Annotated in this window: 21 protein-coding genes; 10 read left to right on the top strand and 11 right to left on the bottom strand. The window is 59.9% G+C overall.

Going from position 1 to position 19,185, the window contains the following annotated elements; all coding sequences use genetic code 11:
• Positions 1 to 8: 8 nt before the first annotated feature.
• A complete protein-coding gene (locus KW846_RS14135; protein WP_218482880.1) occupies positions 9 to 665 on the bottom strand; it encodes a thiopurine S-methyltransferase in 657 nt (218 codons plus the stop codon).
• A 102-nt stretch (positions 666 to 767) separates the two neighbouring features.
• Between KW846_RS14135 and KW846_RS14130 the strand changes: the two genes are divergently transcribed.
• Positions 768 to 1,535 (top strand): class III extradiol ring-cleavage dioxygenase, encoded by a 768-nt coding sequence (locus KW846_RS14130; RefSeq protein ID WP_218482878.1) that lies wholly within the window; start codon positions 768 to 770, stop codon positions 1,533 to 1,535.
• Positions 1,536 to 1,689: 154 nt separating this feature from the next.
• On the opposite strand, the gene KW846_RS14125 is transcribed toward KW846_RS14130, so the two are convergent.
• A complete protein-coding gene (locus tag KW846_RS14125) occupies positions 1,690 to 3,363 on the bottom strand; it encodes a DEAD/DEAH box helicase (protein WP_007973525.1) in 1,674 nt (557 codons plus the stop codon).
• 424 nt (positions 3,364 to 3,787) lie between these two features.
• Here KW846_RS14125 and KW846_RS14120 point away from each other — a divergent pair, with 424 nt between their 5' ends.
• On the top strand, positions 3,788 to 4,579 hold the full coding sequence (locus tag KW846_RS14120) for a crotonase/enoyl-CoA hydratase family protein (protein WP_218482876.1): 792 nt from the start codon (positions 3,788 to 3,790) through the stop codon (positions 4,577 to 4,579).
• Between the two features lie 92 nt (positions 4,580 to 4,671).
• Here the strand turns inward: KW846_RS14120 and KW846_RS14115 are convergent, their stop codons facing one another.
• Positions 4,672 to 5,427, bottom strand: a complete 756-nt coding sequence (locus tag KW846_RS14115) for a spermidine synthase (protein WP_116580074.1) — start codon at positions 5,425 to 5,427, stop codon at positions 4,672 to 4,674.
• 150 nt (positions 5,428 to 5,577) lie between these two features.
• Here KW846_RS14115 and KW846_RS14110 point away from each other — a divergent pair, with 150 nt between their 5' ends.
• Positions 5,578 to 6,924, top strand: coding sequence for a class II 3-deoxy-7-phosphoheptulonate synthase (locus tag KW846_RS14110; RefSeq protein ID WP_007973530.1), 1,347 nt, complete (start codon positions 5,578 to 5,580; stop codon positions 6,922 to 6,924).
• 93 nt (positions 6,925 to 7,017) lie between these two features.
• On the opposite strand, the gene KW846_RS14105 is transcribed toward KW846_RS14110, so the two are convergent.
• On the bottom strand, positions 7,018 to 8,247 hold the full coding sequence (locus KW846_RS14105; RefSeq protein ID WP_218482873.1) for a winged helix-turn-helix domain-containing protein: 1,230 nt from the start codon (positions 8,245 to 8,247) through the stop codon (positions 7,018 to 7,020).
• 80 nt (positions 8,248 to 8,327) lie between these two features.
• A complete protein-coding gene (locus KW846_RS14100) occupies positions 8,328 to 8,543 on the bottom strand; it encodes a DUF1127 domain-containing protein (protein ID WP_218482871.1) in 216 nt (71 codons plus the stop codon).
• A gap of 95 nt (positions 8,544 to 8,638) precedes the next feature.
• Between KW846_RS14100 and KW846_RS14095 the strand changes: the two genes are divergently transcribed.
• The gene (locus KW846_RS14095) at positions 8,639 to 9,493 is read left to right on the top strand and encodes a LysR substrate-binding domain-containing protein (protein WP_007973533.1); all 855 of its coding nucleotides are present in this window, start codon (positions 8,639 to 8,641) and stop codon (positions 9,491 to 9,493) included.
• Here the strand turns inward: KW846_RS14095 and KW846_RS14090 are convergent.
• Complete coding sequence (locus KW846_RS14090; protein ID WP_371321747.1) at positions 9,483 to 10,232, bottom strand: sulfite exporter TauE/SafE family protein; 750 nt, start codon at positions 10,230 to 10,232, stop codon at positions 9,483 to 9,485. The two genes, KW846_RS14095 and KW846_RS14090, sit on opposite strands and share 11 nt — an antisense overlap.
• Positions 10,233 to 10,342: 110 nt before the next feature.
• Between KW846_RS14090 and KW846_RS14085 the strand changes: the two genes are divergently transcribed.
• The 4 genes from KW846_RS14085 (at position 10,343) to KW846_RS14070 (ending at position 13,628) form a co-directional block, all read left to right on the top strand.
• Positions 10,343 to 11,299, top strand: coding sequence for a LysR family transcriptional regulator (locus KW846_RS14085; protein WP_218482868.1), 957 nt, complete (start codon positions 10,343 to 10,345; stop codon positions 11,297 to 11,299).
• 67 nt (positions 11,300 to 11,366) lie between these two features.
• Positions 11,367 to 11,828 (top strand): MarR family winged helix-turn-helix transcriptional regulator, encoded by a 462-nt coding sequence (locus KW846_RS14080; protein ID WP_218482866.1) that lies wholly within the window; start codon positions 11,367 to 11,369, stop codon positions 11,826 to 11,828.
• Between the two features lie 332 nt (positions 11,829 to 12,160).
• Positions 12,161 to 12,580 (top strand): organic hydroperoxide resistance protein, encoded by a 420-nt coding sequence (locus tag KW846_RS14075; RefSeq protein ID WP_218482863.1) that lies wholly within the window; start codon positions 12,161 to 12,163, stop codon positions 12,578 to 12,580.
• 34 nt (positions 12,581 to 12,614) lie between these two features.
• Positions 12,615 to 13,628, top strand: coding sequence for an alpha/beta hydrolase (locus KW846_RS14070; protein WP_218482861.1), 1,014 nt, complete (start codon positions 12,615 to 12,617; stop codon positions 13,626 to 13,628).
• Positions 13,629 to 13,802: 174 nt separating this feature from the next.
• On the opposite strand, the gene KW846_RS14065 is transcribed toward KW846_RS14070, so the two are convergent.
• Entirely contained in the window at positions 13,803 to 14,372 is a 570-nt protein-coding gene (locus tag KW846_RS14065; RefSeq protein WP_007955690.1) for an elongation factor P, read from the bottom strand.
• A gap of 48 nt (positions 14,373 to 14,420) precedes the next feature.
• On the bottom strand, positions 14,421 to 15,563 hold the full coding sequence (gene earP / locus KW846_RS14060) for an elongation factor P maturation arginine rhamnosyltransferase EarP (RefSeq protein WP_218482858.1): 1,143 nt from the start codon (positions 15,561 to 15,563) through the stop codon (positions 14,421 to 14,423).
• Between the two features lie 124 nt (positions 15,564 to 15,687).
• On the opposite strand from earP, the gene KW846_RS14055 reads away from it, so the two are divergent.
• Together KW846_RS14055 and KW846_RS14050 are read left to right on the top strand one after the other, a co-directional pair.
• On the top strand, positions 15,688 to 16,098 hold the full coding sequence (locus tag KW846_RS14055) for a hypothetical protein (protein ID WP_007973545.1): 411 nt from the start codon (positions 15,688 to 15,690) through the stop codon (positions 16,096 to 16,098).
• A gap of 2 nt (positions 16,099 to 16,100) precedes the next feature.
• Positions 16,101 to 16,583, top strand: coding sequence for a GreA/GreB family elongation factor (locus KW846_RS14050; protein ID WP_218482856.1), 483 nt, complete (start codon positions 16,101 to 16,103; stop codon positions 16,581 to 16,583).
• Between the two features lie 6 nt (positions 16,584 to 16,589).
• Here KW846_RS14050 and cysB read toward each other — a convergent pair whose 3' ends face one another.
• The 3 genes from cysB to KW846_RS14035 all read right to left on the bottom strand — a co-directional run bounded on the left by cysB (position 16,590) and on the right by KW846_RS14035 (position 19,182).
• A complete protein-coding gene (gene cysB, locus KW846_RS14045) occupies positions 16,590 to 17,564 on the bottom strand; it encodes an HTH-type transcriptional regulator CysB (protein WP_015094029.1) in 975 nt (324 codons plus the stop codon).
• Positions 17,565 to 17,677: 113 nt separating this feature from the next.
• Positions 17,678 to 18,181: a universal stress protein gene (locus tag KW846_RS14040; RefSeq protein ID WP_008023285.1), complete on the bottom strand. Its 504-nt coding sequence runs from the start codon at positions 18,179 to 18,181 to the stop codon at positions 17,678 to 17,680.
• A gap of 95 nt (positions 18,182 to 18,276) precedes the next feature.
• Positions 18,277 to 19,182, bottom strand: a complete 906-nt coding sequence (locus KW846_RS14035) for a 5'-nucleotidase (RefSeq protein ID WP_218482854.1) — start codon at positions 19,180 to 19,182, stop codon at positions 18,277 to 18,279.
• Positions 19,183 to 19,185 lie beyond the last annotated feature (3 nt).

Raw genomic sequence — 19,185 nt, 5'->3', positions numbered from 1 at the left:
AGTCACTATTACCGACTGGTAACCCGATACACCCGCTCCTCCAGCCGCGTGACACCTGCCTCCAGAAACTTCCCGCTTTCGCTCAACACATCCTGATCTTCCAGGATCTTCAGCGCCCATGAGTCCCCGAACAACCGCCGCACCTCATCATCGAGCACAGCAAACGGCGGACCGGGCATTTGCGCCTGGTCATAGTCCAGGGTTATCACCAGACCATGGGACTCCTTCGGCAGTATCCGCTTCAAGTGAGCGGCATAGCGCTCGCGCATTTCCGCCGGCAACGCAATCAACGCGGCGCGATCATAGAGCGCGGAGCAATCAGCCGTGTCACCGGCCGTCAGCTCAAAGAAATTGCCACACCAAAGCTCAATGGAGCCTGCCCGATAGACCTTGAACGGCCCCTGCTCACTGACGGCCGGATCAAAGCCATGCTCACTGAAAAACTCTTCGATGGCTTTTTCCGACAGTTCGACTCCCAGGACCTCATGGCCTTGATGGGCGAGCCAAAGCAAATCCAGGCTTTTGCCACATAACGGCACCAACACGCGCGCCCCCTCTTCAAGGCTTAACGCTGGCCAGAACCGCTTCAGATGAGGGTTCACCTGCGGCAGGTGAAAGCCGATCTGATTCGCCGCCCATTTCTTGTGCCAAAACTCCGGCTGCATAAATAACCCCGAAAATTCGATCAAAACACCCTAAAACTTATATTAGATTTAGATTAATGATCTGACTGAAGATGTTGCATCTTAACTCTCAGGAGCTCATTCATGTTCCCCAGCCTATACATATCCCACGGCTCCCCCATGCTCGCACTGGAACCCGGCGCCAGCGGACCGGCACTCGCCCGCCTGGCCGCCGAGATCCCCAAGCCCACAGCCATCGTGATTGTGTCTGCACATTGGGAAAGCAATGAGCTGCTGGTCAGCGGCAATCCGCAGCCTGAAACCTGGCATGACTTCGGTGGATTCCCCAAAGCCCTGTTCGAGGTCCAGTACCCGGCACCCGGCGACCCACGACTCGCCGCAGAGGTTGCCGAGCTACTGAAAACCGCTGGCTTTCCTGCGCGCATCGACAGCAATCGGCCTTTCGACCATGGCGTCTGGGTGCCTTTATCGCTGATGTACCCGCAAGCAGACATCCCGATTGTCCAGGTTTCGCTGCCCACCCGGGCCGGCCCCGCTCTACAGACCCGCGTTGGCCACGCGCTCGCCAGCCTGCGCGAGCACGGCGTCCTGCTGATCGGCTCCGGCAGCATCACTCACAACCTGCGGGAGCTGGACTGGCACGCCGGCCCCGAGAGCGTTGAGCCTTGGGCGCTGGCGTTTCGCGACTGGATGATCGAGAAACTCGCAGTGAACGACGAAGCCGCACTGCATGACTACCGCGCGCAGGCACCGCATGCCGTGCGCAACCACCCCAGCGACGAACACCTGTTGCCGCTGTACTTCGCCCGCGCCGCCGGCGGGCCGTTCAGCATTGCCCATCAGGGGTTCACCATGGGCGCACTGGGCATGGACATCTATCGTTTCGGCTAACCCAAAAATCAAAGATCGCAGCCTTCGGCAGCTCCTACAGAAGGAATGCGATCCCCTGTAGGAGCTGCCGCAGGCTGCGATCTTTTTTACAGGCAAAAAAATCCCCGAACCAGTCGGGGATTTTTCATGTTCGATCAATCAGCCCGAGAGCGGATCAATCTTCGCGGTAGCGACGCAGCTTCAACTGCTTGCCGGCAACGCGAGTGTCCTTCAGCTTGGTCAGCAACTTCTCGAGACCATCTTCCGGCAGCTCGACGAGGCTGAAGCTGTCACGCACCTGGATGCGACCGATCGCTTCACGCGCCAGGCCACCTTCGTTGAGGATGGCACCCAGCAGGTTCTTGGCGGCAATACCGTCACGCGCGCCCAGCGCGGTACGGCAACGTGCACGGCCTTCGCCCAGCGGCATCGGAGCACGACGCTCGCGGTCGCCACGCTCAGGACGATCACCGGAACGCTCTGGACGATCGCCACGCGGTGCATTGTTCGGCACCAGTGGACGCTCTTTCTCGATAGCGGCCAGGTTCAGCGCTTGACCGTTGGTTGCCTTGCGCAGCAGGGCTGCGGCCAGGGCACGCGGGCTGCAACCGATGTCGGCGGTCAGGCGATCGAGCAGATCACCGTGGGTCGATTCGGCCTCGGCCACCAGCGGCGACAGGCTGTTGGTCAGTTTCTTGATGCGCGCATCCAGAACGGCTTGAGCGTCCGGCAGGCGAACTTCAGCAACCTTCTGACCGGTTACACGCTCGATCACTTGCAGCATGCGGCGCTCACGCGGAGTCACCAGCAGCAGTGCACGACCTTCGCGACCGGCACGGCCGGTACGGCCGATACGGTGAACGTAGGATTCCGGATCGTACGGCATGTCAACGTTGAACACGTGAGTGATGCGCGGAACGTCCAGGCCACGAGCGGCAACGTCGGTCGCCACAACGATGTCCAGACGGCCATCCTTGAGGGAGTCGATCACGCGCTCACGCTGGTTCTGGGCGATGTCACCGTTCAGCGCAGCGGCTTTGTAGCCTTTGGCTTCCAGGGCACTGGCCAGGTCCAGGGTCGCTTGTTTGGTGCGCACGAACATGATCAGGGCGTCGAAATCTTCCACTTCCAGCAAGCTGAGAACGGCCGAAGTCTTCTGGTCAGCGTGAACCAGCAGGTGAGCCTGCTCGATCGCGGTAACGGTCTGGGTCTTGCTCTGAATCTTGACGTGCTTCGGATCGCGCAGGTGGCGTTCGGCGATGGCACGGATCGACTGAGGCAGGGTTGCCGAGAACAGTACGGTCTGACGGGTTTCCGGCATGGCCTTGAAGATGACTTCCAGGTCGTCCATGAAGCCCAGCTTGAGCATTTCGTCGGCTTCGTCGAGAACCAGGTGGTTCACGGTCGCCAGTACTTTTTCGTCGCGACGCAGGTGGTCGCACAGACGGCCCGGAGTGGCGACAACGATTTGTGCGCCATTACGGATTGCTTTCAGTTGTGGGCCCATCGGCGCGCCGCCGTAGACAGCCACAACAGTCACGCCCGGCATTTGCTTGGCGTAGGTTTCGAAAGCGGTTGCAACTTGTAGCGCCAACTCACGAGTTGGGGCCAGGATCAGAGCTTGCGGCTCGCGCTTGGACGGATCAATGCGGTGCAGAATTGGCAGGGCAAAGGCAGCGGTTTTACCGGTACCGGTTTGCGCCTGACCAATCATATCGTGACCGGCGAGAATGATCGGGATCGACTGCTGCTGAATGGCCGAAGGCTCTTCATAGCCGGTAGCGACTACTGCAGCGACAATATTTGGATGAAGTTCAAGAGCGGCGAAGCCGCCGATTTCCTGGGTCATGGGTCTGCCTCTAAGTGCATCCGCAAAGACCCATGCTCCAAAGCTGCACATGCCGTGTTGAGACTCAAGAGTCGCCCTGGCAGCTTTGTCGGCGGGGATTTGCGAAAACGAATGAATGAAAAGAATCGTCAAGGAAGAGTCCGCTGGGCGGACGTGCAGCCGAAGCTGGCTTCGGGGAATTGCGCTACCTAAACGCGGCCCGGTTAAAGGCCGGCGCGCACTATACCGGAATTCGTCAAAAAAGGGAGCTTTTTTTATCGGAAATCCGCCGGATACACCGTTGTGTCACAGGCTTTGCGAATAATCGGTCAGCCGTCTATTTTTCAAAGGCCCGGCCTTGCGGGTGATGGCGCTAAAACGGTTCACCCTTTACCGTGCAGACCGCAGGTCCCCGCACGCCTTTCCCACCCCCGAGGACCGCTCCATGAATCAGTCCAGCTCCAGTCGAGTCAGCCGCGAACGGCGCGGCCATGTGTTCCTGATCGGCCTGGATCGGGTGGCCAAGCGCAACGCCTTCGATCTCGATCTGCTCAACGCGCTGAGCCTGGCCTATGGCGAGTTCGAGGCCGATAGCGAGGCGCGGGTGGCGGTGGTGTTCGCTCATGGTGAGCACTTTACCGCCGGGCTCGATCTGGTCAATGCCAGCGTGGCACTGGCAGATGGCTGGCAGGTTCCACCCGGCGGCTGTGATCCGTGGGCGGTGTTCGCAGGTCCCAGGGTCAGCAAACCGGTGATTGTCGCCGCCCAGGGTTATTGCCTGACCATCGGCATCGAGTTGATGCTGGCCGCCGACATCAACCTGTGCGCCAGCAACACCCGGTTCGCACAGATGGAAGTCCAACGCGGGATCTTTCCGTTCGGCGGTGCCACCCTGCGCCTGCATCAAGTGGCCGGCTGGGGCAATGCCATGCGCTGGCTGTTGACCGGGGATGAGTTCGACGCCCGTGACGCCTTGCACCTGGGTCTGGTGCAGGAGGTCATGGCCAGCGAGGACTTGCTGCCCCGGGCGATTGAACTGGCCGAGCGGATCGCTCGTCAGGCGCCGCTCGGCGTTCAAGCGACACTGATGTCCGCGCGACAGGCCCGCTATGAAGGGGAAACCGCGGCAGCAAAGGCATTACCACTGCTGGTGAAGAAGTTGATGGCTAGCGAGGACGTCAAGGAAGGTGTGCGGTCGATGGTGGAGCGGCGGCCCGGTATTTTCAAAGGCTGCTGAAAATCCGTGTAGGAGCTGCCGAAGGCTGCGATCTTTTGATTTTGTTTTTCAAGATCAAAAGATCGCAGCCTTCGGCAGCTCCTACAGGGGCCTCAGGTCGCCGGGCGAATCGCCTTGATCAACGACTGCAACGAATATCCCAGCCGCGGCGCCAGCGCTTCGGCGCGGTTGATCAGGCCGTCCATGTCCAGCTCCTGATCCAGCTCCGAAGGCACGATCAGGATCACGTTGCCCTCCTTCACCGGCAGTTCCCAATAGTGGCGGTGATACAAACCGCGCAACAAGGCAGCGCCCAGGGGTTTGCCATCGTCGGTCGCCCACTGATTGATGACCAGCCAGCCACCCGGATTCAATCGCTTCTGGCAGTTTTCCAGAAAGCTCCAGGCCAGGTGGCCGACACCGGGGCCGACATCGGTATAAAGGTCGACGAAAATCAGGTCCGCCGATTCTGCGCTATCCAGCAACTCCAGCGCATCGCCAACGCGGATGTACAGGCGCGGATCATCATCCAGTCCCAGATATTCAATGGCCAGGCGCGGCACGTCCGGGCGCAGCTCGATGGCTTCGACATCTTCCAGCGGCAGGAACTTGAGGCAGGCCTGGGTCAGCGTACCGGCGCCGAGACCGAGAAACAGCGCACTTTCCGGTTGCTCGTGGCACAGCGCGCCGATCAGCATCGCCCGGGTATAGTCGTACTCGAGCCAGCTCGGATCGGCGGTGAACACGCAGCTTTGCTCGATGGCATCACCGAACTCGAGAAAACGGTAATCGGCCACTTCCAGCACACGAATCACACCGAACTCGTCCTGTACCTCGGCGAGCAGATGCTCGACGCGTTCCTCAGTCATTTCATCTCCTGACCGTCACCGGGGCCGGCAACGCAATAACACCGCGCGTAGAGAGCGGCAAAGGCGAGATTGTCAGCGATGCGACGGGAACAGGTCACGCACTAATTTGCTGATAACATGGACGTCCGAGCGAAAACACTAGAGACCGTGATGAGCCAACCCTGGAGCCCTGACAGCTGGCGCGCCCTGCCGATCCAGCAACAACCCCGATACCCCGACGCCGCGCATTTGCAGCAGGTCGAGCAGACCCTGGCCAGCTATCCGCCACTGGTGTTTGCCGGTGAAGCCCGTGAGTTGCGCCGTCAGTTTGCCGAGGTGACCCAGGGCCGCGCGTTTCTGTTGCAGGGTGGCGACTGCGCCGAAAGCTTCGCCGAGTTCTCCGCGGCGAAAATCCGCGACACCTTCAAGGTGTTGCTGCAGATGGCCATCGTGATGACTTTTGCCGCCGGCTGCCCGGTGGTCAAGGTCGGGCGCATGGCCGGGCAGTTCGCCAAGCCGCGTTCGGCCAACGACGAAACCATCGATGGCGTGACGCTGCCCGCCTACCGTGGCGACATCGTCAATGGCATCGGTTTCGACGAAAAAAGCCGCGTGCCGGACCCCGAGCGCCTGTTGCAGTCCTATCACCAGTCCACCGCCACCCTTAACCTGCTGCGCGCGTTCGCCCAGGGCGGTTTTGCCGATCTGCATCAGGTGCACAAGTGGAACCTGGACTTCATCGCCAACTCGGCGCTGGCGGAAAAATACAGCCACCTGGCCGATCGCATCGATGAAACCCTGGCATTCATGCGCGCCTGCGGCATGGACAGTTCGCCGCAGCTGCGCGAAACCAGTTTCTTCACCGCCCACGAAGCGCTGCTGCTGAACTACGAAGAAGCTTTCGTGCGTCGCGACAGCCTGACCAACGATTACTACGATTGCTCGGCGCACATGCTGTGGATCGGCGACCGCACCCGCCAGCTCGACGGCGCCCACGTCGAATTCCTGCGCGGGGTGAACAACCCGATCGGGGTCAAGGTCGGCCCGAGCATGAACCCCGACGACCTGATTCGCCTGATCGATGTGCTCAACCCGGACAACGATCCGGGCCGCCTGAACCTGATCGCGAGGATGGGCGCGAACAAGGTCGGCGATCACTTGCCGCAACTGATCCGCGCCGTCCAGCGTGAAGGCAAGCAGGTGCTGTGGAGTTCCGACCCGATGCATGGCAACACCATCAAGGCCAGCAGCGGCTACAAGACCCGCGACTTCGCGCAGATCCTTGGCGAGGTGAAGCAGTTCTTCCAGGTGCACGAAGCCGAAGGCAGTTATGCCGGTGGTATCCATATCGAAATGACCGGGCAGAACGTTACCGAGTGCATCGGTGGTGCGCGGCCGATTACCGAAGACGGTTTGTCGGATCGCTACCACACCCATTGCGACCCGCGGATGAATGCCGATCAGTCGCTGGAACTGGCGTTTTTGATTGCTGAAACACTGAAGCAGGTCCGTCGATAAACGATAACTGTAGGAGCTGCCGCAGGCTGCGATCTTTTGTTTTTTCAAGATCAAAAGATCGCAGCCTGCGGCAGCTCCTACAAAAGCAGTGGTTCAGTCAGCCTCAAATTGTGCCAATGCCACGCGCAACCTTGCCGCACTCGCCCGCGGGCAGTTCAACTGAACCTGCGCCAGCCCCAGCCAATCCGCCATCTGCCGCAGATTGATCGCCAACGCCAACATTCCCTCGTCATCCAGCCCCGTTTCTTCTTCATGCACCGCATGCACAGCCAAACGACCCGCCGCCCGCTCGGCACGCAAATCGACCCGTGCGGCAATCCTTTCGTTGTGCAGAAACGGCAGCACGTAATAGCCGTAAATGCGCTTGTCCTGCGGCGTGTAGATTTCCAGCCGATAACGGAAATCAAACAGCCGCTCCGTACGGCTGCGCTCCCAGATCAGCGAATCGAACGGCGAGAGCAAGGCACTGGCCGCGACTTTGCGCGGTACCTTCGGCTCGGGCAGACAATAGGCCGCTTGTCGCCAGCCCTGGACTTCGCAGGTCAGCAATTCACCGGCCTCGACCAACTCCGCCAAACGTGGACGACTGTCCGCAGGGTTCAGGCGGAAATAGTCACGCAAGTCCTTCTCCGTACCGACACCCAAGGCCGTTACCGCATGCCGTAACAGGCCGCGCTGGGCGTCAGTTTCATCGAGGACGGGCTGCGCAAGCACCGCCGAGGGAATCACCCGCTCCGGCAAATCGTAGAGCCTTTCGAACCCGCGCCGTCCGGCGACGGTCACTTCACCGGCAGCGAACAACCATTCCAGCGCATGCTTTTCCGCACTCCAGTCCCACCAGGGCCCGGCACGCTCCTGACGGGTCGACAGACTCCCGGCACCCAGCGCGCCCTGCTGCTCGACCGAAGCCAGCACGCGACGAATCGTGTCTTGCTGTTCTCGCCCAAAACGCGCCAGTTGCTGATAGATGTATTCGCCACGGCTCGCTCGCTGCATGCGCCAACGCATCAGCGGGTACAGGGAAAGCGGTAACAACGAGGCTTCATGGCCCCAATACTCAAAGAGTGTCCGACGCCGGCCCTGGCTCCAGGCAGCCTGGTCGAGCAAGTCGGAGGAGTAATGGCCGAGGCGGGAAAACAGCGGAAGGTAGTGCGAACGCACCACTGCATTGACCGAATCGATCTGCAAAATGCCCAGCCGTTCGATCAGTCGGTTGAGCGCAACAGCCTTGATCGCCGCTGGCGACTGCCGCCCGTTGAACCCTTGGGCGGCCAGCGCCAGACGCCGAGCCTGTTTGAGGGTAAAGGACAATGTTGCGGGCATGGGCATCTCCTTGTCTGCTCGCAACCTACCTCACCGGTAAGGGGTTTGTGTAGCGTGGGATTCATCATTTATTGATCGGATCATTTATGCATCGGGTCGCTCCAGAACGGCTTGACCGACTCGTTCTCCACATCCGCACGACTCATGCCGATGTCCTTGAGTGCTTCGTCGCTCAAGCTCGCCAGCAGTTCGCGCTCGCGATGCAGTTCGTACCAGCGGCCGACCTTGTGCAGCAGATCGGATATCAGGTGAATGGAGTGTTTTTCCGCACCGTGGAACTCATGTTGACCTTTCATCTTGTTGCCCTCCGTTTGGATGGCTCCAGTCTCGCGCCGGGTCTAAGATCAATCCAACGAATGTTTCTGATGTCACATATCTCGGAGATTGATGAATGTCGGCCTACCCGAGTATCGATACCGAAGTACTGCGCACCTTCGTCGCCATCGCCGACCAGGGCGGCTTTACCCGCGCCGGCGAAATGGTCAACCGCACCCAGTCAGCCGTCAGCATGCAGATGAAACGACTGGAAGAGGATGTGCTGCAGCGCCAGCTGTTCCAGCGCGACGGACGGCAGGTGCGGCTGACGGCCGAAGGTCAGGTGCTGCTGGGCTATGCGCGGCGGATCCTCAAGCTGCACAGCGAGGTCTTCAATACCCTGCGTGAACCCGACATGGTCGGCATGGTGCGCATCGGTACGCCGGACGATTATGTGATGCGATTTCTCCCGGGGATTCTGCGCCGGTTTGCCCAGTCATATCCGTTGATCCAGATCGAAGTGCACTGCGAATCATCGAAACAGCTGTTGATGCGCCAGGACCTGGACCTTTCCATCGTGACCCGCGAGCCGGGCAGCGAAATCGGCCAGTTGTTGCGCAAGGAACGTTTTGTCTGGGCCGAGGCGCAATGCTACAGCGCCCACGAACAGACGCCGCTGCCGCTGGCGATGTTCAACAGCGATTGCTTCTGCCGCCAGTGGGCCTGCAATGCCCTGGATGCCCGGGGGCGCGATTACCGGGTGGCGTACAACAGCGACAGCCTGTCAGCGATCATGGCCGTGGTCAGCGCCGGCCTGGCAGTGACCGCACAGCTTGAAAGCCTGATCACCGCGGACATGCGCATTCTGGGTGAAGCCGAGGATCTGCCGTTGTTGCCCGAGGCCAGCATCATGCTCGTGCGCAACCTGCATAACCCGTCACCGATCACCGAGTGCCTGGCCGACCACATCATTGATGGCTTCAAACTTTGAAGACGAGCATCACCGCACAGAACACCAGGAACCCGCAAAACAGCCCGCGCAGCAGCCGCTCCGGCAAAGCGTGGGCAACCTTCACGCCCCAACTGATGCTCATCAGCCCCCCGACCGCCAAGGGTAAGCCGATTCCCCAGTTGACCTGATGGTGCACGGCATAAGTCACCAGCGTCACCCCCGTGCTCGGCAAGGCCAGCGCCAAGGACAACCCCTGTGCAACCACCTGGCTGGTGCCGAACAGGCTGGTCAGCACCGGTGTCGCCACCACTGCGCCTCCCACGCCGAACAATCCGCCCATCGTGCCGGATGCAGCGCCCAGCACGCCCAGCCAGGGCCATGAGTAGTTCATCCGTGACGCCGCCGAGGCGTTGGCGGCGAACATGCGTACGAGGTTGTACGCCGACAGTGCGATCAGAAACGCCACAAAACCTATGCGCATGGTTCGCGCATCGATGCCCACCGCCCAGATCGACCCGAGCCAGGCGAAGCAGAACCCCATGATGGCCAACGGTAGCGCGTGTTGCCGCTCGATCCGGTTGCGCTGATGGTAGCGCCACAGCGCCAGCATCACGTTCGGCACGACCATCACCAATGCCGTGCCTTGGGCAATCTGCTGATCGAGCCCGAACAGCACGCCCAACAGCGGAATGGCAATCAGGCCACCGCCGATGCCGAACAAACCGCCGAGCGTGCCCAGGGCGGCACCGAACATCAGGTACATCAGAAACTCAATCACGGCCGATTTCTCCTCACATCACGCCATTGATCCTACGCAGTTGCTTATGGCACGGAAACGCACAGCGACGCACAATGGCTGTGCCAAATTCGCACAAGCGCAGACTTGCCATGAACCCCAACCAACTGACCGACCAACTGGCTTTATTCCTCGATGTACTGGAAACCGGCAGTTTTTCCGCCGCCTCGCGCCGTCATCCGATGACCCCTTCGGCGGTGGCACGGCGTATCGACAGCCTGGAAAACGCGGTCGGCAGTCAGCTGTTCATCCGCAGCACGCATGCGGTGCGTGCTACCCCGGCAGGATTGGCCTTCGCCGAGCGAGCACGGCGGATCGTCGCCGAATTGCGTCTGGCCCGGGCCGAGGCCGTATCCTTGAGCAGCGCGCCGGAAGGCCTGATTCGTATCGATGCGCCAGCAGCCTTTGGGCGCCGGCACCTGGCACCGGTGATTGCCGATTTCCTCATGCTCTATCCGGGACTCGATGTGCAACTGCACCTGATCGACAGTTTTGTCGACATGCAAGGCCAGAACCTCGGCAAGGTCGATCTGGTGCTGCGCGCCGGGCAATTGGCCGACACCCGGCTGGTGGCCACGCCACTGGCGAGCATGTTGCGTATTGCCTGCGCCAGTCCTGACTATTTGCGGCGACGTGGCGTGCCGACCGATCCGTCGCAGCTAATTGAACACGACGGACTCGATTGGGATGGCCTGGCCCCGCCCTTCGCCTGGCGTTTCGAACGGGACGGGCAAATGCAGTTGCATCGGCCGGCGCGGGTGCGCATGAGCGCCAACAATGCCGAGGCGCTGGTATGCGGCGCATTGGCCGGATTGGGTATCGCGCACCTGCCGACCTGGCTGGCCAGCGAGTACCTGTTGCGCGGTGAGTTGCTGCCGCTGTTCTGCGACAGCGGCCTGCCAAAACCGGAAAACGCCGGCATCTATGCCTTGCGCCTGGAGCAACAACCCAACTCCCGAAGCCGCTTGTTGCTGGAGTACCTGAAAACCCGCTTCAGCCCGGTGCCGCCCTGGGATCTGCTGTTGCAAACCCATTTGCAACGGCACTGATCAAAATTATCTGGCGCATTAAAGATTCGCCCGCTAGATTCCAAAGATCACAGATCAAGGCTTCGACATGAGCACCGAGCGCAACACCCCGGACAACTGCGACAACCTGCTGCTGGATAATCAGGCCTGCTTCGCCCTGCACTCCACTTCGCTGATGATGACCAAGGTCTACAAGCCCCTGCTGCAAGCGCTGGGCCTGACCTACCCGCAATACCTGGCGATGATGGTGTTGTGGGAAAGGGACGGTTTGACGGTAGGCGAAATCAGCACTCGATTGCTGACCGACCCGGGATCCTTGACACCGCTGCTCAAGCGCCTGGAAGCCGAAGGCCTGCTCAGCCGAACCCGCAGCCGCGAAGATGAACGCGTGGTGATCGTCGAGCTCACCGAACAGGGCCGGGCGTTGCGCGCCAAGGCGCGTGATATTCCCCAATGCATCCTCGGCGCCAGCGGGATGACGCTGGAGCGCCTGCAAAACCTGCAAGCGGAGCTGCAAGCGCTGCGTCGTCACCTGCAAGACAGCCTGTAATTTCAAGCCCCTCTCTGTGGGAGCGAGCCTGCTCGCGAATGCAATGTCACATTCAACATAGATGTTGACTGACACGCCGCAATCGCGAGCAGGCTCGCTCCCACACTGATTTTGCACAGTACCGAAAAACCGGGTTAGCCACCTTCTCCTGCCCCCGACAGCTCTAACTCAATACTTCCAATCCAAACCGCCTCACAGCCCTTCGTCTTTTCTCAAATTTCTTTGAAAATTTATCTTGCGCACTAAACATTAGCGCGATACATTAATTTCGCACTTACTTAGCGCGCAAACATTTAGCGCAAACACATCAAACCCCGAACGAGGCTTTCACCATGCAAACTCTCTACACCGCAATCGCAACTTCCACCGGTGGCCGTGACGGTCGTGCGATCTCCAGCGACAGCATCCTCGACGTCAAACTCGCCACGCCGAAAGAACTCGGCGGTGCCGGCGGCGCAGCCACCAACCCTGAGCAACTGTTCGCCGCCGGCTATTCCGCCTGCTTCATCGGCGCCCTGAAATTCGTCGCCAGCCAGACCAAGCGCAGCATCCCGAGCGACGCTTCGATCACCGCCCATGTCGGCATCGGCCAGATCCCTGGCGGTTTCGGCCTGGACATCGACCTGCACATCAGCCTGCCGGGTCTTGAACAAGCCGATGCCCAGGCACTGGTCGACGCCGCCCACCAGGTCTGCCCGTACTCCAATGCCACCCGTGGCAACGTCGATGTCCGCCTGCACGTAACCGTCTAAGCGCCGACTTCCCAGGCCCGAACAGGAAACGAACATGAACACTCTCAGCAAAGTCTTGACCGGTACCCTTCTCGCTCTGTCGATCAACGGTGCGTTCGCAAGTGACGGGGTTGAACACAACACCCAGGCGTTCCTCGATGTGCTGAATGCCGGTACCGGCAAGCCGCTTGAACAACTCAGCCCAAAAGACGCCCGCGCCGTGCTGACGGGCGCGCAGGCCGGGGTGAAACTGACACTGCCAAAAGCAGATGTCAGCCAGAAGACCATTCAAGTCGACGGCCAACCGCTGAACCTGACCATCGTCCGGCCAGCCGGGGTCAAGGGTGAGCTGCCCGTGTTCATGTTCTTCCACGGCGGCGGCTGGGTACTGGGGGACTTCCCGACCCACGAGCGGCTGGTGCGTGACCTGGTGACGGGTTCGGGGGCAGCGGCCGTGTTCGTGAACTACACGCCGTCGCCGGAAGCCCATTACCCAGTGGCGATCAACCAGGCTTACGCCGCGACAAAATGGGTGGCCGAGCACGGTAAGGAGATCAACGTCGATGGCAAGCGCCTGGCGGTAGCCGGCAACAGTGTCGGCGGCAACATGGCGGCCGTGGTTTCGCTGATGGCCAAGGACAAGGGAACCCCGGAGATCAAGTTCCAGGTATTGCTGTGGCCGGTGACGGATGCCAACTTCGAAACCGCGTCCTACAACCAGTTTGCCGAAGGGTACTTCCTCAGCAAAAATGCGATGAAGTGGTTCTGGGACAACTACACCACCGACGCCAACCAGCGTAACGAGATCTATGCCTCACCTCTGCGCGCAACCACCGCCCAGTTGAAAGGGTTGCCGCCAGCGCTGGTACAGACCGCCAGTGCCGACGTGTTGCGCGACGAAGGCGAAGCCTACGCCCGCAAACTCGATGAAGCCGGCGTGCCGGTCACCTCAGTGCGCTACAACGGCATGATCCACGACTACGGTCTGCTCAACGTGGTGAGCCAGGTGCCAGCGGTGCGTTCGGCGATGTTGCAGGCGTCTGAAGAGCTCAAGCAACACCTGAAATAGAAACTGTAGGAGCGAGCTTGCTCGCGATGGACTTGCAGGCGACGCGTTTCACCGGGAAATACGCGTTATCGTTGACCTCCATCGCGAGCAAGCTCGCTCCTACATAGGATGGAATGTTCCAGGCACAAAAAAGCCCGACTCAATGGTCGGGCTTTTTCATTCCTCAAGCAGTGCTTATTTGGCACGGCCTTTGTAGGAACCGCCTTCGCGGGTATCGATCTCGATCATGTCGCCGATTTCGATGAAGTCAGCAACCGACAGCTCGGTACCGTTCTTCAGTTTGGCAGGCTTCATCACCTTGCCGGAAGTGTCGCCGCGAGCGGAACCTTCGGTGTAGTCAACCTGACGCACGATGGTGGTCGGCAGCTCTACGGAAACCAGACGGCCTTCGAAGAACACGGCTTCGCAAACGTCGGTCATGCCTTCTTCCACGAATGGCAGAACGCTTTCGATGTCTTCGGCGTTCAGCTCGTACATGGTGTAGTCGGTGGTGTCCATGAACGTGTAGGAGTCGCCGCTGATGAAGGACAGGGTCGCTTCCTTACGGTCGAGGATCACGTCGTCCAGCTTGTCGTCCGCACCGTATACGGTTTCGGTCTTGTAGCCGGTCAGCAGGTTCTTCAGCTTGGTCTTCATGATCGCGCTGTTACGACCGGACTTGGTGAATTCAGCTTTCTGAACCAGCCAAGGATCGTTGTCGATACGGATCACGGTACCGGGTTTGAGTTCTTTACCAGTTTTCATTGCGAATATCCGAATTTGGATGGGATTTACAAAAATCTAGGCCGCGTATCATATCCAATTTCCATAAAACTGTACCAGCGCCGTGGCAAGATCGGCCTGCAAGGCCTGTTCCAGACACCACGCCTCGGCGTGTTTTTCCAGCTCTGGCCAGTGTTTACGGGTGGATTGCCAGTGGTCGGGCATTTTTTCACCGGCGTTCCAGGCCCGCCAGAGACCGCTGATCGCCTCCCGCGCAGGGTCCGATAACCCATTCACATAGAGCTCGAGGAAGGCTTCGAGCTTGTCCAGATGGATATCTTCTTCCTGCCGGTAGATGTGCCAGAGAAATGGCCGGCCCGCCCATTGAGCGCGCACAAAGGAATCTTCGCCACGCACGGCATTGAAATCGCAGCACCACAGCAACCCGTCGTATTGGTCCTGGCGGACGAATGGCAGCACTTGCACGGTCAAGGCGTCACGCACATGCACGGCACCGGCCGCCAAACCCTGCACACCGAGCCAACGCTCGACGTCGCCGAGAATCCGCCCTTCCGGCACCAGCAGATGAGTGGCCGTCGAATCTCCAGCCATCGCATCGAGCCAACTGGCCAGCCCGGTGTTTTCGTAGGCAAACAATGAGATCAACTGAGCGCCGGGCGCAGGATCAATCCCTAAACCGTGCAGGAATTCTCTTTGAGCTTGCGGGTCCTGCTGAAATTGCCGACGGCGCTCAAGCAGTCCGCGCTCACGCAACAATCCGCCAGTGCCCTTCTGGAAACCCGGGAAGAAAAAGAACTTCTGTACATTTTTGTACTTCACCGAGGGCAATCCGTGACAGCCGATCACCCAGTCCTCGGCACTCAGGTAGTCGAGGTTCATCCACAGCGGAGTTTTTTCCCGTTCGACCATGGCATCCATATAGGCGCTCGGCAATTGGCAGGCGAATGCAGCAATCACCACATCGGCAGCTTCAGTCCGTTGCCACTCGGCTGGCCATTGGCGCACTTCGACGCCTTGCTGCCATTGCTGCGCAGCGTGGATGTCGATTGGCGGACACAGGCGCTCGAACGCTCGCAGATCATCGACCCATAGACGCACTGCCAGTCCATGTTCGGCCACCAGTTGCCGGGCCAGTCGCCAGGTCACGCCGATGTCGCCGAAATTGTCGACCACGGTGCAAAAAATATCCCAGCGGGTTTTCAGTTCAGGCATTCCAGGCTCCCGTTGGCAAAGGCGCCGATTGTCCGCATAAATTACCCCGTGCAGAAGAGCCGACGACGATTATTCTTCATGCGACAATCGCCACTCGCCAGTGACCTTTCGCCAGGAGGCAACCATGCCCCACCGCCCCGCTCCGCGCCGATCCTTCCCGATCAGCCTCAATGCCCTGCAACTGACCGGCAGCATCGCCCTCGGCATGTGGCTGGGATTCATTGCCATTGTGCTGACCTGCTGGCTCGCTTCACGCCTGCTTTTCAGCGAACAATTGGCACCCGTGGCGGCAGCTGTGGAGCAATTGGCCAAGCCACCGGTGGTGACTCAACCGGTGCCGGACATCCCGCCACAGAGTCCGCTGTTCGAGCAATATGAAGAAAACCTGCGCAAGAGCGAGCAGGCACAACGGCTCGATCAGGCACGCGGCAGCACTCGCAACCTGGCCAACCCGAACTGTCAGTTCTGGCTGCAACAGGACCGGACTGCACCCAGCGAAAAAAGTCGCGCCAACGTTCTGCAATTCTGCGATTGATCATGAATAAGCACACCGTCCACCAACTGATTCTCGACAAGCTGCAGATCGATCTCGACATCGCCGAACGGGCTGCGCAAACCGCCTACGAAACGGCGACCCACGAAGAAAACATCGCCGAGAACAAATACGACACCCTGGGGCTCGAGGCGTCCTATCTCGCGGCCGGGCAAGCCAGGAGGGTCGAGGAAATCCGCCAGTCACTGAGCCTCTGCCAGAACCTGGCCCTGCGCCCGTATGACGAACAGCGGGGCATCGAAGTCGGCTCGCTGCTCGGGCTCGAAGACGAAAAGGGGCGCGAACAATGGCTGTTCCTCGCCCCTGATGCAGCCGGGTTGAAAGTCGACCTGGTGGGGCAACTGATCACCGTTATCACCCCGCGCTCACCGCTGGGCAAAAGCCTGCTGGGCAAGTTCGAGGGCGACGAGGTGGAAATTACGGTGGCGGGCGCTCGGCAACAGTTCGCTGTCACCGAGGTCGTTTAAACGGGCTTAATGGACTGGCAGTTCGACACCTTCGAACAGCTCTTCCAGTTCCTGCTTGTTGTGGCATTGAATGGCCTTGGCCATGACTTCGCGGGTCAGGTGCGGTGCGAACTTCTCGATGAAGTCGCACATGAAACCGCGCAGGAAAGTGCCGCGTCGGAAGCCGATCTTGGTCACGCTGGACTCGAACAGTTCGCTGGCATCAAGTACGACCAGGTCGCTGTCGAGTTTGGTGTCGACGGCCATTTTCGCCACGATGCCCACGCCCAGGCCCAAACGAACATAGGTTTTGATCACGTCGGCGTCGGCGGCGGTGAACACCACTTTCGGCGTCAGGCCTCGATGGCTGAACGCTTCGTCGAGTTTCGAACGGCCGGTAAAACCGAACACGTAAGTGACGATCGGGTATTCGGCCAGCGCTTCGAGGGTCAGTTTCGACAGTTTGGTCAGCGGGTGCCCCTGAGGCACGACCACGCAGCGGTTCCAGCGGTAGCACGGCATCATCACCAGATCACCGAACAGTTCGAGCGCTTCGGTGGCAATGGCGAAATCCACGGTACCGTCAGCGGCCATTTCGGCGATTTGCATCGGCGATCCCTGGTGCATATGCAGGGCAACGTCCGGGTATTGCTTGATGAAATTGCTGATCACCGGCGGCAACGCATAACGTGCCTGGGTGTGAGTGGTGGCAATCGACAGGGTGCCTTTCTTCTCGTTGGAGAATTCCTGGGCGATCTGCTTGATGCTTTCAACCTTGCGCAGAATTTCGCCAGCGGTGGTGATGATGCGCTCACCGGCCGGGGTGACCCGGGTCAAGTGCTTGCCGCTGCGGGCAAAGACTTCGACGCCCAGTTCATCTTCCAGCAGGCGGATCTGTTTGCTGATGCCCGGTTGAGAGGTGTAAAGGCTTTGGGCTGTAGCGGAAACGTTGAGGTCGTGGTGCGCCACTTCCCAGATGTAGCGCAATTGTTGAAGCTTCATATGAATCCCTCAAAGCAGGTAGACGCCACGGGCATCAGCGACGATATATAACTATATTAATGGCTCGAAGAATAAATCTAGAACTTTTTTATCAGATTGCCATTATTCGGGTCCTAGAGGTCCCCTTGACGACGACGTTGCACCAGCGGCACCAGATAGACCGGCACCTTGGACAGTTGCAAAACACGGGCGGCGGTCCGGCCCAAAGGCGTTTCCGCACCCGCACCGTGGCTGTGACTTCCTACGATCAACAAATCCACGGAGAGTTTCTGCGCCTGGTCCAGAATCACCTGCGATGGGTCGCCCTGCAGCACCCTGACTGCCTGAATCCGCTCCAGGTCGTGCTCCCCTTCGTCCCCCAGTTCCTCACGAAAACTGTCGAGCACCCGCTGCTCGATACTGGCAATCACAGTATTCAGGCCCTGGCTGTGAAATTCGTTCAGCGCCTGTTCATCGAGATAACTTTGCAGCACCGATTCGGCAAACAACCCCATGGGCTCCACCGCATGCACGACGTACAAATTGGCATTGAAGGTGCGGGCCAGCTCCAGGGCATGCTGCATCACCACGGGCGCGTACAGGCCAAGGTCAGTGGCGTACAGCATCGAACGAATCATATGACCTCCTCGACTGCCAACATGGCGGAGATTTGATTCAGCTTAGCAGTGCCTTGGCGACTACGACGTCCGGCGCAACACATTGAACGGCGGGCTTAAACCTTTTGCTCGTTGCTTATGCCGTGGGGCACATGACCGGTGGCGACGACTTCACGGGCCAATTCGCAGTGCCCGGCCTGATCGTCGAAAAACACATCGGCGGCGAAGGCTTCGAGAAAGGCGGACTTGGTCAGGCCACCGAGGAACAGCGATTCGTCGAGACGAATATCCCACTCGCGCAACGTGCGAATCACCCGCTCATGGGCGGGCGCCGAGCGCGCCGTGACCAGCGCAGTACGAATCGGACAGGCGTCCTCCGGGAACTCACGCTGCAACAGGTTCAGGGCCGCGAGAAAGCCCTTGAACGGCCCTCCGCGCAACGGCTCGCGAGCGGCCTCACGCTCGCTGACCTGGAACGCCTCCAGACCACCGGCCTGATAAATGCGCTCCGACTCATCGGAAAACAGCACCGCGTCTCCGTCGAAGGCGATGCGCAACTCGTCGCTGGCCGCACGGCTGGCACCGCCAGACAGAATGGTCGCTGCGGCGAATCCGGCGTCCAGGGCATTGCGTACGTCTTCGGCGTGGGTCGAGAGAAACAGATCGCAGCCAAAGGCCTTGAGGTAGGGATACGGACTACGCCCGCCGACGAATGCCGCACGGGAAATCGCCAGTCCGTAATGGTCGATCGAATTGAATACCCGCAGCCCGGTGTCGGCGCTATTGCGCGACACCAGAATCACCTCGACCCGGGCGCGGCCCAGGCTATTGTTGAGGTTCAGGAGTTTCTGCACCAACGGAAAAGCATCGCCGGGGTGAAGGATTTCGTCTTCGTGTTCGATCTGATACTGCCGGTAGGCTTCGACGCCGCTCGACAGATAGACCTTGTGGCTTTCGCTCAAATCAAACAGCGCCCGCGAAGAAATCGCCAGCACCAGCTTGTCGTCAATTGCCTTTGGCATGCC

The sequence above is a fragment of the Pseudomonas sp. PDM32 genome (assembly GCF_019219225.1).
Lineage (GTDB): Bacteria > Pseudomonadota > Gammaproteobacteria > Pseudomonadales > Pseudomonadaceae > Aquipseudomonas > Aquipseudomonas laurylsulfatiphila.
This window is presented reverse-complemented; position numbering and strand designations above follow the sequence as displayed.